This window comes from Pantoea sp. OVA07A, assembly GCF_019969975.1.
GTDB lineage: Bacteria > Pseudomonadota > Gammaproteobacteria > Enterobacterales > Enterobacteriaceae > Pantoea > Pantoea agglomerans.
The window spans coordinates 75387-91300 of the sequence record NZ_JAHXYM010000001.1 but is presented as its reverse complement, the minus strand read 5'-3'; the positions used below and the strand labels follow the sequence as shown (position 1 = coordinate 91300).

Here is a 15914-nt window from a genome sequence, read left to right as displayed (position 1 = left end):
TCAGAAGGAGAACCCTTGTTTATTGCGGCGCAGATCTTCTTCTACCATCATCGCACACAACTCTTCGAGCGTGGTTTTTGGTTCCCAGCCCAGAATGTCCTTCGCGCGCTGTGGATTACCAATCAGTAATTCTACTTCAGCAGGACGATAGAACTTAGGATTGACCTTAACCACCACTTTATTAGTGGCTACATCGATTGCAACTTCCTGGTCATCTTTGCCTTCGAAGCGCAATTCAATGCCAGCAGCTTTGAACGCCATTGAAACGAAGTCACGGACTGTTTCAGTGCGGTTGGTTGCCAGGACAAATGTATCTGGCTCATCAGCCTGCAGCATACGCCACATGCCTTCAACATATTCCTTAGCAAAGCCCCAGTCACGCTTGGCGTCCATGTTACCTAACTCAAGCACATCCAGCTTACCGAGCTTAATTTTGGCTACAGAATCGGTGATCTTACGGGTCACAAACTCCTGTCCACGCAGTGGTGATTCGTGGTTAAACAGAATGCCGCTTGAGGCGAAGATGTTGTAGCTCTCACGGTAGTTGATTGTCATCCAGTGGGCATACAACTTTGCAACGCCATACGGGCTACGCGGATAGAAAGGTGTATCTTCTTTCTGCGGAATAGCCTGCACTTTACCAAACATCTCTGAAGTAGACGCCTGATAGAAACGAATTTTAGGGTTAACGATGCGAATAGCTTCTAACAGGTTTACCGGACCAATACCTGTAATTTCAGCTGTGGTCAGTGGCTGGTCAAAAGAAACACCTACAAAGCTCTGGGCCGCAAGGTTGTAGACTTCGGTCGCTTTGCTTTCCTGAAGTAAACGAATGCTTGATGACAGGTCAGTCAGGTCATATTCAACGAGATGCAGAGAGGAGTTTGATTTAATACCCAACTCTTCAATACGCCAGAAGTTGACCGAACTGGTACGGCGATAGGTTCCATAAACCGTATAGCCTTTATCTAAAAGTAACTCAGCAAGATACGCACCATCCTGCCCGGTAATTCCTGTAATAATTGCAATTTTATTCGTCATTCTTAAACCCATCATTTGTAAAATTAATATTATCAACTATAGGTGAAATTAAACTGTCGTAGCTTTAATAACGGAGTCGATTTCTTTCAATATGTTACTCAAGGCTTCAATATTGCCTTCAGTTTCGACGTTCAGACGCAATAAAGGTTCCGTATTGGAAGTTCTTACGTTGAATCTCCAGCCCTGACAATCAAGGCTAATGCCGTCGGTATTATCCTCGGCTATAGCAGAGCTAAGATATTTATCTTTCAACGCTGCAATAACTGATTTTGAATCAGACACTTTGTAATTAATCTCACCACTGCAGGGAAACGCCTTCATTCGTTCCGAAACAAGCCCGGAAAGCGTCTCTCCTTTCACTGCCAGCAGTTCTGCCACCAGCAACCATGGAATCATACCGCTGTCGCAGTAAGCGAAGTCACGGAAATAATGGTGCGCACTCATCTCACCACCGTAAACCGCGTCTTCTTCACGCATGCGCTCTTTGATAAACGCATGACCGGTTTTAGACATCACCGGAATACCACCCGCTTTGGTCACCACATCAATGGTGTTCCAGGTCAGACGTGGATCGTGAATGATTTTCGCTCCTGGCTCTTTCTTGAGGAACGCTTCGGCTAACAACCCAACGATGTAGTAACCCTCAATAAACTCTGCATTCTCATCAAACAGGAAGCAGCGATCAAAGTCACCGTCGAAGGCGATACCCATATCGGCCTGATGCTCACGCACAGCATCAGAAGTGTCTTTGCGACACTCCGGCAGCAGCGGATTTGGAATACCATTCGGGAAGTTACCGTCAGCTTCATGATGTACTTTGATGAACGTTACTGGCGCATTCGCCTGCTTAAAGCGTTTTTCAATTTCATCAATGATATGACCTGCTGCACCGTTACCGGAGTTGATCACCAGCTTCATTGGTTTAGTGAAGTTGCTCAGGTCGATGTAACCCATCAGGTGATCGACATAGGCATCCAGCACAGAAATCTGTTTAAAGCTGCCGCGCTTACTCTCTTCTACCGGAGCAAAGTCATTCGCTTCAGCCAGGCGCTGCACGTCACGCAGACCGGTATCACCACTGACCGGGCGAGCACCTTCCCGTACCAGTTTCATCCCGTTGTAGTTCATCGGGTTGTGGCTGGCAGTCACTTCAATGCCGCCATCAATGCCTAAATGAAACGTGGCGAAATAGATCTCTTCTGTTCCGCTCATACCAATGTCGAGCACATCGGTGCCCGCATCCCGCAGTCCATTTGCCAGTGCCAGCTTTAACGACTCGCTAGTCAGTCGGACATCGCCGCCCACCACGATCGTTTTTGGCCGGATAAATTCACCATAGGCGCGGCCAATGCGGTAAGCGATGTCTTCATTCAGTTCAGTGCCTAACTCGCCGCGGATGTCATAAGCTTTAAAACAGGTCAGTGCTGCCATGATCGTGTCTGTCCTTACTTACTTGCAAACTGTTGTTTAATCAAAATGAGGTCGTCATCACCAAGGTAAGAACCCGACTGGATTTCCAGAAGCTCCAGAGGAATTTTGCCCGGATTTTCTAAGGTATGCGGGTGACCAATTGGAATAAAGGTTGACTGGTTTTCTGTCAGCAGCAGGGTTTTATCCTGAATAGTGACTTTCGCCGTCCCTGAGAGGATCACCCAGTGTTCGGTGCGGTGATAGTGCATCTGCAGTTCAAAGGCTTCACCCGGCTTAACCGTAATGCGGTTAACGTTGAAGCGGCCAGTATTGACCACCAGATCGCAACGTCCCCATGGCCAGTAAGTTTCACGATGGCGGCGATATTCGCTGCGGCACTCGCTTTTCAGGAACTCAACCACTCGCTTAACGTCCTGTACCTGGTCTTTACGTGCAACCAGCACAGCATCTTTGGTGTTCACAATGACCAGGTTTTCAACGCCAATGGCGGCAACCAGCTGATCTTCACTGTTGATATAGCAGTTTTTGGTGTTGTGCAGGAAGGTATCGCCCTTCAGGGAGTTGCCGTGAGCGTCTTTGTCGTTTACTTCCCACAGTGCAGACCATGAACCGACATCACTCCATCCGGCTGCAAGCGGGACGACCACTGCGGCATCGGTCTGTTCCATTACTGCGTAATCCACTGACTCGTCAGGACAGGCGATAAAATCATCTTTATCAATACTGATGAAATCATTCCCTTCTTTCACGTTAGCCATGGCGCGACGGCAGGCTTCCAGAATATCCGGACGAAATTTCTCCAGTTCTTGCAGATAGCGTTTAGCCCGGAACATGAACATGCCACTGTTCCAGTAGTATTCACCGGACTCAAGATACTGCTCAGCGGTGCTCTGATTCGGTTTTTCAACAAAGCGCTGAACCTGATAAGGGCCGCTTTCTGCGCCTGGCAGTGCTTCGCCACGCTGAATGTAGCCATAGCCGGTTTCCGGACCGGTTGGCACGATACCAAAAGTCACCAGCTTGCCCTGTTTGGCATAGGCGGTGGCGACTTTGATAGCCTGATGAAACGCAGCACGGTCTTCAATCACGTGATCGGCGGCCAGCACCAGCAGAACCGGATCATCACCCTGCTCTACGGCGTTCAGCGCAGCCAGCGCGATGGCCGGAGCAGTGTTACGCCCTACCGGTTCGAGAATGATGTTATGGGATAGCTTGTTAATTTGTCGCAACTGCTCGGCAACCAGGAAACGATGCTCCTCGTTACAGATGACCATCGGTGCGCGCGCTTCGACGCCGCTCAGACGATTAACCGTCTCCTGCAGCATGGAGTGCTCACCGTGCAGACAGATGAACTGTTTTGGGTAAAGTTCGCGGGAAAGGGGCCATAAGCGGCTGCCGGTTCCTCCGGCCATGATTACGGGAAGTAACATTCCACATCCTCTAACAAATTTAAACATGCTATGCATATATGCGGGTCAATTTTTATTCATTATGAATAAACAGCCACGCTACCGCCCCTGGCTTGCAGCAACCAATGCGCTGTGTGATAGGAATCTTACCTTCACAGGTTAGCTTGTCGATGCGCTGATTATATTTTATTCAATCGCATACGGGTTCCGGGATAACACCAAATAGTACATTTTGTGCGGCAAAAATAATATGCCTAATCTTTCATTGCCACTGACAAAACTTAAGAGTGACTAAACATTGGTCTCATCCTGCATGAGTAAATGTAATCACTGGCAAAACAGCATAGTAGCGTATGAGGAATCGCGCTTTGCGCCTCTTCACACAGTCGGATTAGCCGCTATTGTGATTAAACGCTACAGAAGCCAGACCAGGATAATTCCGTATTAGGTCATCAGTCAGTCACAATCTGGCATTGAGGTGAGGAGAGTGAGCAGGAATATGCAATTTCTCTTAATGCAGGCACAAAAAAACCCGGCCTGAGCCGGGTTTTTTTTATTTCATCGCAGACTACCGAAACCCATCCGGATTCTTGCTCTGCCAGTTCCACGTATCGCGCATCATCTCATCTATGCCGCGCGTCACGCGCCAGTCGAGCGTGGTGTTTGCCAGTGACGCATCGGCCCAGAACGCAGGCAGGTCGCCATCGCGACGTGGCTTGATCTCAAACGGGATCGCCTTGCCGGACGCCTTCTCAAACGCTTTGATCATCTCCAGCACCGAGACGCCTTTGCCGCCGCCCAGGTTAAAGGCGGTGTAGCCCTCGACTTTGCTCAGATAATCCAGCGCTTTCAGGTGCCCTTCCGCCAGGTCAACAACGTGGATGTAGTCACGCAGACAGGTACCATCTGGCGTATCGTAATCACCGCCAAACACGCCCAGCTTCTCCAGACGGCCAATCGCAACCTGTGCGATGTACGGCAGCAGGTTGTTTGGGATGCCCGCCGGATCTTCACCGATTTCGCCTGACTCATGCGCGCCCACCGGATTGAAGTAACGCAGCGCAATCGCCTTGAACTTCGGCTCAGCTTTGGCGAAGTCGCGCATCACGAATTCGGTCATCAGCTTAGAGGTGCCGTATGGACTGGTGGTGCCGCCAATCGGTGTGGTCTCAACGTAAGGAACCGGGGCATCTGCGCCATAAACTGTTGCTGATGAACTGAAGATGAAGTTCCAGACGCCGGCATCACGCATCTCTTCCAGCAGCACCACGGTGCCCGCGACGTTGTTCTCGTAGTACTCCAGCGGCATACGCGTAGATTCACCGACTGCTTTAAGCGCAGCGAAGTGGATTACGGCTGAAATGCTGTTGGATGCAAACAGGTCACGCAGACAGGCGCGATCACGGATATCGCCTTCAACGAAGGTCGCTTTTTTGCCTGCCAGTTTCTCAACGCGGTTAATCGCTTCGCGTGAGGCATTGCAGAGGTTATCCAGAACCACAACATCATCACCGCGCTGCAACAGCGCCAGTACCGTATGGGAGCCGATATACCCTGCTCCGCCCGTGACTAAAATTGCCATGTGAGCTCCTTTCAATCTGCCGCGCAGGACGCGGCAAATAAATTACTGTTGTTTTGCGAGGATGGTCTGGATAGCTTCGCGGAAATCGCGACCCTGCGCGTTGCTGCGCAGGCCGTAAGAGACAAACGCCTGCATGTAACCGAGCTTACGACCACAGTCAAAACTGTGGCCGGTCAGCAGCGAAACATCAACGGTTTTATGTTTGCTCAGGCTGGCGATGGCATCGGTCAGCTGGATACGGCCCCACGCGCCTGGCTCAGTGCGCTCCAGTTCCGCCCAGATATCAGCAGAAAGGACATAGCGGCCTACCGCAGCCAGGTCAGAGTTCAGTCCGGCGGTATCTTCAGGCTTCTCAACGAAATCGGTAATGGTGCTGATATCGCCAGGGTGATCAATCGGCTCTGCAGTGGTGATTACCGAGTACTCAGTGAGATTGGACGCGGGCATATGCTGCGCCAGGACCTGGCTGTGGCCGGTCTCTTCAAAACGGGCAACCATTGCTGCGAGATTGTAACGCATGTGGTCAGCGGTGGAGTCATCCAGCAGGACGTCTGGCAGCACGACCACAAACGGATTATCACCGATCATCGGACGGGCACAGAGAATCGAGTGGCCCAGACCCAGCGGCTGCGCCTGGCGCACGTTCATGATAGTCACGCCTGGCGGGCAGATAGACTGCACTTCGCTCAGCAGCTGACGCTTCACGCGCGCTTCAAGCAGCGCTTCGAGCTCATAGGTGGTGTCGAAATGGTTTTCTACGGCATTTTTCGATGCATGCGTGACCAGCACAATCTCTTTAATACCCGCGGCAACACACTCGTCAATGATGTACTGGATCATCGGTTTGTCGACGACAGGCAGCATCTCTTTCGGAATGGCTTTAGTCGCAGGGAGCATATGCATACCGAGGCCCGCAACCGGGATTACTGCTTTAAGCTTGGTCATATTTATTCCGTTTAATAAAATGAAGATGTGGGTCGATTATGCAGGATCGGCCGGAAGAGCAAGTATAATCTTTATCTGAAAATCGGACAGTAACTCTCTGTCATAACTTGGAAATTCGGCATTTTGCCCATTGCCAGCAACGGCATAAACTGAATAAAGACAATCAGTAATCGAATATCGCCTCTGTTATTTCCACCCCTGGTCGCCGCGCGGCTGAGACCAGCCATAAATGAAAACGGGCGACCCTGAGGCCGCCCGTTGATATAACGCAATTGTGATTACAACCAGCCTTCAAACCACTCTGGCATCACAAACAGATTAAAGTGATTGACCAGCAGCATTATGCCGACAAATACCACCGACACCGCCACCCACTGCCGGGCATAAGGGATAAACCGAATGCCAATCACCGGCTTAATAAAGAACGGATGAGCCAGTGCCGAGATCAGAATCTGCGAGATGGAAAGCGTCAGCGCCACATAGAGCACGTTCGGCCAGATAAAGGTGGTTGCCAGCACCGCCAGAACCACAATACTCGCCACGATGTTCCAGTAGAACTCAACGTTGGTCCGTCCGTTGGCCTGGGAAATTGCCCCGGTCAGTCCGCCCATCGGCCGCAGCATACCAAACAGCAGCATCAGCGGAATCAGATGATAGACCTGCTCGTGGGATGCGCCGTAGAGAACACGAACGATAACCGGCGAGAAGATGCCAATCACCAGGTACATCGCGCTGCTGAACAGCATGATCCCCAGCGTGCCTTTGAGGAACAGCTTCTTCAGCTGCTCGGCATCGTGCTGCTTCTCTGCAAAGCGCGGCAGTGCCAGACGGTTAATCACCGGCGTCACCAGCTTCAGCGGTTGCAGCACCAGCTCTTTCGCCAGCGAGTAAACACCCAGCATCTCGGCGCCCATCACTTTACCGACCACCAGCGCATCGGCCTGGGTTCGCAGCTGGTTAATGGTCTGCGAGCCGAGCTGATAGCTGCCGTAGCGAATCGCACCGATAAAGGTCGCTTTATCGAACTCCCAGGTCGGACGCCACGACTTCTCACCCAGCGCAATCATGCAGAGGATGCGGGTAAAGGCGTTAATAAACAGACCGAGAATCGCCGCCGCTACGGTGAGCGAGGTGAACTCCAGCATCGCCACCACACAGAGGAAGGCAAACAGCTTGGTGCCCATCTCAATCTTCGCCAGCGAAACCATCCGCTTGGTTTTGATGTAGTGCGCCTGATACTGCGACAGATGCCCCAGCACCAGGAAGTTGAGGCTGGTCAGCATGATCAGACCCACCAGCTCCGGCAGATGATAGAACCAGGAGACCGGGAAGGCGATCAGCAGCATGATCAGGCCAGTACACAAGCTGAGTGAGACGTTCACCCAGTAGATAGTGCTCTGCTCACGACGGGTAATGTTCTGGCGATGCACCAGATAACTGCTCATCCCCATATCCTGCAGCACACCCGCCACCGCCAGGATGGCGTTGATGATGGCTAACAGACCCAGCTCGTGGGTTTCCAGTTTGCGGGCGAGAAAGCTTAGCTGTGCAACCTGCAGCACCGCAGAAAAGCAGGTGCTACCGAACAGCCAAATCGCCTGTGACTTAAATCCACTCACACCAGTCGCTCCAGAATCTGTGCCAGTTCGCCGTAGGCGATATGCTGATTAAATTCAGTCTCAACTTTGTGACGGGCGGCCGCGACCACGGGCGCCACATCCACTTCACCCTGAGAGAGCTTCAGCAGCGTCTCCGCCAGCGCCTCAGGATCGTCCTCTTCCACCAGCCAGCCAGATACGTTGTTTTCGATCAGCTCCGGAATGCCGCTGTGGAAGGTTGAGACCACCGGCAGGCCGACCGCCATCGCCTCCATCAGTGCAACCGGAATACCTTCCATATCGCCATCTGCGGCGGTTTTGGAGGGCAGCAGGAAGATGTCAGCCTCACTCAGCGCGCGACGGATCTCCTCCTGCGGTTTAAAGCCCGGCATGCTGACGCAATCTTCCATCCCCTCGCGGGCGATGAAATCACGCATCATCTCATCCTGATCGCCGTTACCGATAATGGTGTACTGAAACTGACCGCCACGCTGCTTCAGGATGGCGCTGGCTTTGACCGCCACATCCAGCCCTTTCTTCTCGGTCAGACGAGCCACCGAAACGATACGCAGCGGCGTCTGAAACGCCTGGCGCGGCTGGAAGTTAAACTTCTCCGGCTCAATGCCCATACGCGTAACGTGAATTTTTTCCGGCGGGCAGCCCATCTCAATCAGCTTGTTCTTCCACAGATTGCTGATAGGCAGCATCAGCTCACTCTGGCGGAACAGATTCACATAGTCGAGTTTGTGCTCTTCCAGAATGTGACGACGGGAAATATCGGCGCCGTGAAACACGGTCGCCTGTTTACCCTTGAGCACGCCCAGCTCACGCAGCTTGTTCGCCAGGGCACCTGCATAGCCGAAATGCACCAGGAACACATCTGCGGTGAAGGTCTGTTTTGCATTCGCCACAATCGACGGCAGCAGCAGTTTGCTGGACTGCGCGCCATAACGGCGCACATTCAGCGACCGCAGCAGCGACGGCTTCGTCACTTTTGGCAGCACCAGCTTGATACGCTGGTTCAGCTTATCGACAATCGAGATCTTCTCTTCCGGCAGCAGATAATGCGTCTTCGCCGCCAGACCATACTCATCAAAAGCGGCATGCCGGTTCACTAAATCGCCGGGAAAGACTGAAATAATCTCCACCTCGTAACCGGCATCAATAAAGTGGGTTACCTGATTTAATACGAATGTCTCAGAGGCAACCGGGAAACGCATGGTGAAAAAAGTCAGTTTCATCACATTACCCTAATACTTTGAGAATCTCTTCAGTGATCCGGTTGCCAATTTCCCTTTCATTCGCAACGGCCGTGTCGACCTTAAGCTTGATGTTATCGTAATCGGCAAGCACAGTTTTCACCTTGTCGATTAGCGAGCCATCCATCAGGCTTTTCACATCGGTTGCCATCTGCGGCAGACCAAGCTGGTTCATCACACCCATCGACTTGTGCTCGTAGTTGATCGCCACAGCCGGGGTGCCAAAGTTCATGGAGATAATCGCCGAGTGCAGGCGGGTACCAATGGTCAGATGACAATGATTCAGCAGGATGCCCAGTTCCAGGTCATTAAACTCATCCATAATGACATGGTAATGTTCAGGCTGCGTCACGTGGTCACGCAGGGTCAGTGCAACCATGCGGTCATCTTTGGCATAGCTGTCGATGCCGGTACAGGTTGAGAACGCCACAACCTGATAGCCTTCAGCAATCATGGCATTGATCACCCGGCCAAATGCCGCTTCATACTCTTTCTGCGTCACACCCAGACGTTTATCAAACGGTGCCAGTTCACGCACGGTGATCGCGATGGTTTTACGTCCATCGATAATGCCCTGCCAGTAGAGCAGGTTATGGCTCGGATTTTCGACTTCGCGTGCCCGCACCAGGAAAGCGGTATCAACGCCAGACGCGACTTTAGAACTGGTCACGCCATCGCGCTTCATCAGGTCAAGACTGACCGATTCACGCAGCACCAGGCTGTCGACCCGATCAAAGACAAAGTTTGCCAGCGCATTGACGCGCGGGTTCTGGAACGGCCCCACCGAGTGACCGATCAGGTAGATCGGCTTTTTCGCCATCAGCGCACAGAGGGCATGGTCAAACTGGGTCACACCATAGAGGTCAACGAAGAACGATCCGCCAACCTGAATAATCGCATCATATTTTGCCAAGCTGTCAGTAAACGCCTTCAGGTGCGGGGGTACAGCGAACGACTTAAAGATCCCGCCCTTGCCCAGATGCGCCATCATGATATCAGGCATCAGGCGGTTCGCGACTTTACGCTTGAACGAACCGACCAGACCTTTGCCTGATTTGCTGTTGTGCAGATACAGCGCATCCTGCTTAATATCCTGCTGAAGCAGATAACCGGAGCTGGTTGGATAACGGCTTATAACATCAATTTCTAAATCACTGCGTGCAGACTTCATTGAATCAATCAGTCCACGAAGAATCGCGCCATCCCCGCGATTTCCACACGTATGGTTACCCACCAATAAAATTTTCATAACAACTCCGAATGAATTTTTTTAATTCTGTAAGCCGCCCAGATCCGCAATGGGCAAAATGAACTCTGTTTAAAGTAATGCTTTACGGGATAACGCACCCAAAGGTAGTGCTCCTGTTAAAACCGGCCGCCTCCATTGTGGCGGCCGTGATGCAAGGTGTTACGACTTGATTGCGAAGTAAGGCAGTGCGACCTGTTTGCCGTTGATCACGACGGAAACAAAACCTTCTGGCTTGCTGGTATCGACCTGATCGGCGGAGAGCGGACGGGAAGCCATCAGCAGGTCGCCCTGCTCATTAGCGCCCACGCCCGCTTTGCCGTTGTGCAGGCTGAAGCGCTGCGGCGCGCGTTTAGTCGCGTCGCCCGCCGGAGGATTGCCCTTCTCCATCTTCGCGTTAACGCGCGCACAGCGACCGGTGACAAAGCGATCTTTACCGGTGGTTTTCACCAGCACGGCCACCGACGGCGTCCAGCCCGCCAGTTTGACGAAGATGCGGACATCGGTGTCATGCTCAGCCACATAGCGCACATCGACAATCGGGCTGCTGCCTTCGGCCGACCAGCTCGCTTCAGAGCGATCTTTTTTGCGCTGTACGTGGATCATCGCGCGGCCACCGGTGGTCTTGTCACCGATCAGGTCCATCAGCGGCTTATCGCCACTGCCGTTGCTGAACTGCGACTGACCAAAAATTTCGATCTCCCACGAATCACCCACGGTCGGGGAGTAGAGGCTGCCGAGATCAAACCAGGTTTCCTGATTCGTGTTGTTCTCTAAACGCCAGCGCGAGGTGATGTAGTTGTACTTCAGGCTGCCATCCAGCGCGACGCCATAGGACTCCACGCGGGTCGATCCCATCTCCCAGATGCTGAGCAGACGGTCGCCCTGCATGGAGTTGTCGATCCAGCTGCCCGACTGCAGGCTGGTCTGGCGCATATTCAGGCGCGTGTTATGCGCGATCAGCGGATTCTTACAATCCTCCAGGCTCAGCGCATCGACAATCCACTGACCGTTGGAGAGATCGCCCGGGTTATCACAGTGCTCAATCCAGCCATTATGGATAATCGACTGGCCGCAGCGCGGCAGGTTGAGGACTTTGCCACCACGACAGTACTGCGCATTGAAGTTCGACAGCTCAATCGCAGTGCTGTGGTCCCATTTGCCCTGCTTCTGACCTGACCAGCCCGATTTGATCACATCGCCGCTGCAGCGTGAGGCGTACCACTGGTCGATTTTACAATCCAGAGTATCCTGCAGGCTGATGGCGGTGCCGCCGACTGCGTTAAAGCGCAGGCAGGCACCACGGAAATATTGTCCGCCAGGGCAGTTGTTATGGAAAAAGCCCTGCTTGTTGGGGCTTTTATCGCTGTTGCCGTTAAAGTTCAGGTTGGAAAGCTCAACCCGACGTGCATTCATCTCAAAGACGAACTCTGACTTACCATCCGAGACAATCGTGGTCGCCGGGAAGTAGCCGAAGTTTACCATCGCACCGGACATGCGGAAGAAGTTGAGATACTTATCGCCAAGGTTACAGGCTGAGACCATGAAGGTACCGGCCGGGAACTGGACACAGATTTGCTGGTTAGCCTGCTGTGACCACTGGAACATCGCCATAATGGCGGGTGCCGTATCGGTTTTGCCATCGGCAATCGCACCGAAATCAAACAGGGTCAGGCGGTTAAAATCGTCTACCACGCGACGCCAGGAAAAGCCCTCACCGGCAAAGTTTACGCCGCCATCATTCTGAGCGGGCTGGAAGCTGCCGACAAACTCGCCGCCGCCGACCTCCCGTCCTTCATGCCAGCTTTTCAGCTTAACCTTAGCCCCTTCAAACAGCGGACGGGTTTTGCGTAACTCCGCTACGGACGGGATCTCACCAATCAGCTGATAACCCGCGGGCTGCGCCAGACGCTGGCTGAAATCTGCAGCGCCCGGACGGCTGACATCTGCGATGTTGAACAGCGTCTGACCACTGCTGTCTTCAACTGCCATCGAATGCGACGGATTGGCAATCAGCGCAGCATTGTCCTGAATAAACTGGGCAAAGTTGCCTTTGTTCAGCGCGATAGGCTGAGCAATCTCCGACACTTTGCCGCTGGCATCACGCAGGAAGACCGGGATCTGGTTGCCCGGTTTGCTGGCATCTGCACCTGCTTTACCAATCCAGAGTTTGCCTTCAAAACCCTGCCAGAACTGCGGTGGCATGGCGTAGACATTTTCCGGGGTCAGAATTGGCACGTCGCCTTTAGGCACGTCAGTGGCATCAACCGGCTTCAGGGCGATACCGTTACTTTTTGCAGCGTAGCTGGAAAAGGTGCTCACGGAGAGAGCCCCCACCAGAGCGGAGGCGGCGGTCTGTAAAACTTCTCTTCTTTTCATGCATCAATTCCCGTAGTCAATAAGGCCATTGGCCATGGCGGTGTCCCTGAGGCACGTCGCAAGTGAGCTTTTCCAGCTCCGGTTAAACCAATGACAGCCAGCTTTGCTTAATCTGATTACCGTCGAATTTCAGCGCGGTCTGTTTCGTTTTTTCGCTCATGGCATAGAACAGCGCGTCATCGCTGGCGAGCTGCTCCATTCGGGCCAGAAACGTGGCTTTGTCGTTCATCGGAACCAGGAAACCATCTTCCCCGTGATTGATGATCTCCTGTGGACCGGTCGGGCAGTCATATGCCACTACCGGCAGTGACCAGGATTTTGCTTCCAGCAGCACCAGTGGCAATCCTTCATAGCGCGAGGTCATCAGCGCCATATCGCTGTCGCGATAGTAGTCGTTGATATTGCTGACCTTACCGACAAACTTCACGCTGTCGGTGATGCCCAGCACCGCCGCCTGGTCATGCAGTTGCTGACGCAGTTCACCGTCACCGGCAATCACCAGCGTCCAGTCAGGATGGCTGCGGGCGAAGTCGCGCCAGATATCCAGCATCAGGTCAAAGCCCTTCTGGTTATCCAGACGGCCTACGGCCAGCGCCTGGCGATGACGGGTCTGGCGCTGATAGTCTTTGTAAACCACCGGGTTGGGGATTTGCTTGCTGGGAATGCGCCAGCGGCTGAACACCTGATGATCTTTGTCGGTCAGAACAATCACGCGGTCGTAGTAGCGCAGCAGCAGAAACTTGAGGAACTTAATCGGTTTGCTGAAGGAGTTAATGGCGATGTGTTCGCAGGCGTAGGCTTTGCCCCGCTTCTTCTTCATCGCCAGCAGATTCCAGAAAGCGAACATCACGCTCAGGCGGCCCATGCTGATCAGGAAGACGGTATCGAAACCCTCTTCGTGAATCCGGGCAACCGCGCTTTTGATCGGATTGCTCTGCCCTTCAAAGCTGACGATCTGTTTGACGTGCTCAAACGGGTAAAAGGTTTTTCCACTGCCTTCCAGCGAGTAGATGGTGACTTCATGGGTCTCGCCAAGACACTCTGACATGAAGTTACAGATGTTCTCGGTGCCCGCATACGAATAAGCATCTTTGATCACCAGGACAATTTTTTTCATGAAACGCTATCCACCTCAAATTTTAAAGACAATCCTGCCGACAGGCTTAACGATGCTTAAGGGTAAACAGCACACCATTCACCATATACCAGGCGTAATAGTAATAGATTTTTAAAGGATTGTTTTTATAGATAATTCTTAATAATTCAAGGTGCCACTGGGCCGCTTTGTTCTTATTACGGGAAAGGGAATCGCCTAATTCGTAATAGTTGACCAGAATCGTCTGAATTACGCGCGCCTGCTTATAGCGGGTGAATAATTCATACAAAAACAGGAAATCTTCGTGGCCTTTGCGCTGGAAGAAAAGCCCCTGCGGCGGACGGCGGAAACAGACGGAGGAGAAGCAGACGCGATACTGCTTCTTCACAAAGTTTTCCTGCTGCAAATAAGGTTTGCCGTAGGTAATGTCGTGCTCAGCCTTGCGGGTTTTATAGTGATATTCGGTAATCACAAAATCATCGCCGGCCGCGATGGCAGCGACCTGCTGGGTCAGCTTATCCGCATGCCACTCATCGTCGCTGTCGAGAAAGGCGATAATCTCTTCAGTGGCCGCGCGCAGCCCGACATTTCGGGTTTCTGCTGCGCCCATGTTGACCGCGTTATCCAGAATGGTAATGCGCGGATCCTGACAATGCTCACGCACAAATTCCAGCGAGTCATCGGTCGATTTATCGTTGACCAGATAGAGATGCCAGTCGGTATAGTGCTGATTGATAACCGATTGCACCGCGCGTAACACCGTCTGACGTGCATTATACATAGGCATGACAATGCCAACGGTTCCAACAGAAGTATTCATCTTCAACCCTGAATTAATCGTAAAAAGAGTCGCTCCTGGCATCAGGAGCAGAGCGAGGCGCGGCGCGCGTCAGGAGATCGCTTTCTCACCGCCGAAACGTGCTTTGACCTTGTCTTTTACCCGGTTCATAAAATAAGCACGGTTGTCTTTGTTGGTGAGGAAGAAGTAGCGCGCAAAGCTCAGGCTTGCCATCAGCGACTTACCATCCATCTTGTAGCGCAGCGGCAGCTTAAAAGCTTTGTAGGTGTGGATGTCACGCGGGGTCAGATGCGGCTTCATGCTATCGAGCCAGAACATCGAGTAGTTCACCGATTCGCCTTTGTGTTTCGAGCCAAACTTAGTGACCAGATGGTAGTTCGCCAGCGGTGCGGCGATCATCACAAAGTCATAGCCCATGCGGTCGGCACGAATGCAGAAATCATAATCCTGATGACGGATGTAGCGGGTATCGAACTGAATTTTTGCCGCGTCTTCCCGCTTCAGCACAATGGTGCTGGTCTGGATAAAGCCGTAGCAGCCGAACAGATACTCCGCGACCGTTTCATTTTTGCCTGGCGGCTGCATCGGCATCACTTTCAGGAACGTGCCATCCTGATAGATATTCACCTGGCTGAAAATGACGAAATTCTTTTTGCCCTGCGCGTCCAGCTGAGCAATTTTTTCGCTCACCTGCTGCAGTTTGTCCGCGGCCCACTCATCATCGGCGTCAAGGAAGCTGACGTAGTCACCGGTCGCCAGCTCAATGCCTTTGTTACGCGCACCAGCGCCGTTGAGTTTGACCTCGGAGAGCACCAGATTGATATCGAGATCCCGGTAGCGTTCGCTGCGCACCACATCCGCCAGCGCGGCGGCATCCGCAGATTTATCATCAACGATGATGACTTCGAAATTGCGATACGTTTGTGCTTTAACGCAATCCAGCGTCGTGACAATCGATTCTGACGCGTTATAAGCCGGAATTACGATGGAGAAACGAATGTCCTTCATTGCCAGCACCTCATTAAAGTAGTTCAAAAATAAACAGTTCATTCGACAACGGTCGATGAAAAACCTGTGTTCTGACCGACGACCGCCCCTGGGTGAAACTCGTCACCCAGGGGCGGTCGTC

12 protein-coding genes are annotated in these 15914 nt (G+C 52.5%); all 12 read right to left on the bottom strand.

Annotated features, from left to right (window positions below):
- On the bottom strand, positions 1–1041 hold the full coding sequence (gene gmd / locus LC417_RS00350; RefSeq protein ID WP_223565316.1) for a GDP-mannose 4,6-dehydratase: 1041 nt from the start codon (positions 1039–1041) through the stop codon (positions 1–3).
- A gap of 48 nt (positions 1042–1089) precedes the next feature.
- Positions 1090–2472: a phosphomannomutase CpsG gene (cpsG, locus tag LC417_RS00345; RefSeq protein WP_223565315.1), complete on the bottom strand. Its 1383-nt coding sequence runs from the start codon at positions 2470–2472 to the stop codon at positions 1090–1092.
- A gap of 14 nt (positions 2473–2486) precedes the next feature.
- Positions 2487–3902 carry a mannose-1-phosphate guanylyltransferase/mannose-6-phosphate isomerase gene (locus LC417_RS00340; protein ID WP_010248114.1) on the bottom strand — a complete coding sequence of 472 codons (1416 nt, stop codon included), beginning with the start codon at positions 3900–3902 and terminating at the stop codon, positions 2487–2489.
- A 547-nt stretch (positions 3903–4449) separates the two neighbouring features.
- Positions 4450–5463: a UDP-glucose 4-epimerase GalE gene (gene galE / locus LC417_RS00335; RefSeq protein WP_010248116.1), complete on the bottom strand. Its 1014-nt coding sequence runs from the start codon at positions 5461–5463 to the stop codon at positions 4450–4452.
- Positions 5464–5505: 42 nt separating this feature from the next.
- The gene (gene galF, locus LC417_RS00330; RefSeq protein WP_010248118.1) at positions 5506–6408 is read right to left on the bottom strand and encodes a UTP--glucose-1-phosphate uridylyltransferase GalF; all 903 of its coding nucleotides are present in this window, start codon (positions 6406–6408) and stop codon (positions 5506–5508) included.
- Between the two features lie 278 nt (positions 6409–6686).
- The gene (locus tag LC417_RS00325; protein ID WP_010248120.1) at positions 6687–8027 is read right to left on the bottom strand and encodes a lipopolysaccharide biosynthesis protein; all 1341 of its coding nucleotides are present in this window, start codon (positions 8025–8027) and stop codon (positions 6687–6689) included.
- Positions 8024–9247 carry a glycosyltransferase gene (locus LC417_RS00320; protein ID WP_010248122.1) on the bottom strand — a complete coding sequence of 408 codons (1224 nt, stop codon included), beginning with the start codon at positions 9245–9247 and terminating at the stop codon, positions 8024–8026. The genes LC417_RS00325 and LC417_RS00320 overlap by 4 nt, the downstream gene beginning before the upstream one ends.
- A gap of 4 nt (positions 9248–9251) precedes the next feature.
- Entirely contained in the window at positions 9252–10514 is a 1263-nt protein-coding gene (gene wcaK, locus LC417_RS00315; RefSeq protein WP_010248124.1) for a colanic acid biosynthesis pyruvyl transferase WcaK, read from the bottom strand.
- A gap of 159 nt (positions 10515–10673) precedes the next feature.
- On the bottom strand, positions 10674–12890 hold the full coding sequence (locus LC417_RS00310) for a phage tailspike protein (protein WP_010248126.1): 2217 nt from the start codon (positions 12888–12890) through the stop codon (positions 10674–10676).
- 82 nt (positions 12891–12972) lie between these two features.
- A complete protein-coding gene (locus LC417_RS00305) occupies positions 12973–14007 on the bottom strand; it encodes a glycosyltransferase (RefSeq protein WP_010670977.1) in 1035 nt (344 codons plus the stop codon).
- Between the two features lie 46 nt (positions 14008–14053).
- Positions 14054–14806, bottom strand: a complete 753-nt coding sequence (locus LC417_RS00300) for a glycosyltransferase family 2 protein (protein ID WP_010670978.1) — start codon at positions 14804–14806, stop codon at positions 14054–14056.
- 69 nt (positions 14807–14875) lie between these two features.
- Entirely contained in the window at positions 14876–15793 is a 918-nt protein-coding gene (locus LC417_RS00295) for a glycosyltransferase family 2 protein (RefSeq protein WP_010248134.1), read from the bottom strand.
- Positions 15794–15914: the final 121 nt, after the last annotated feature.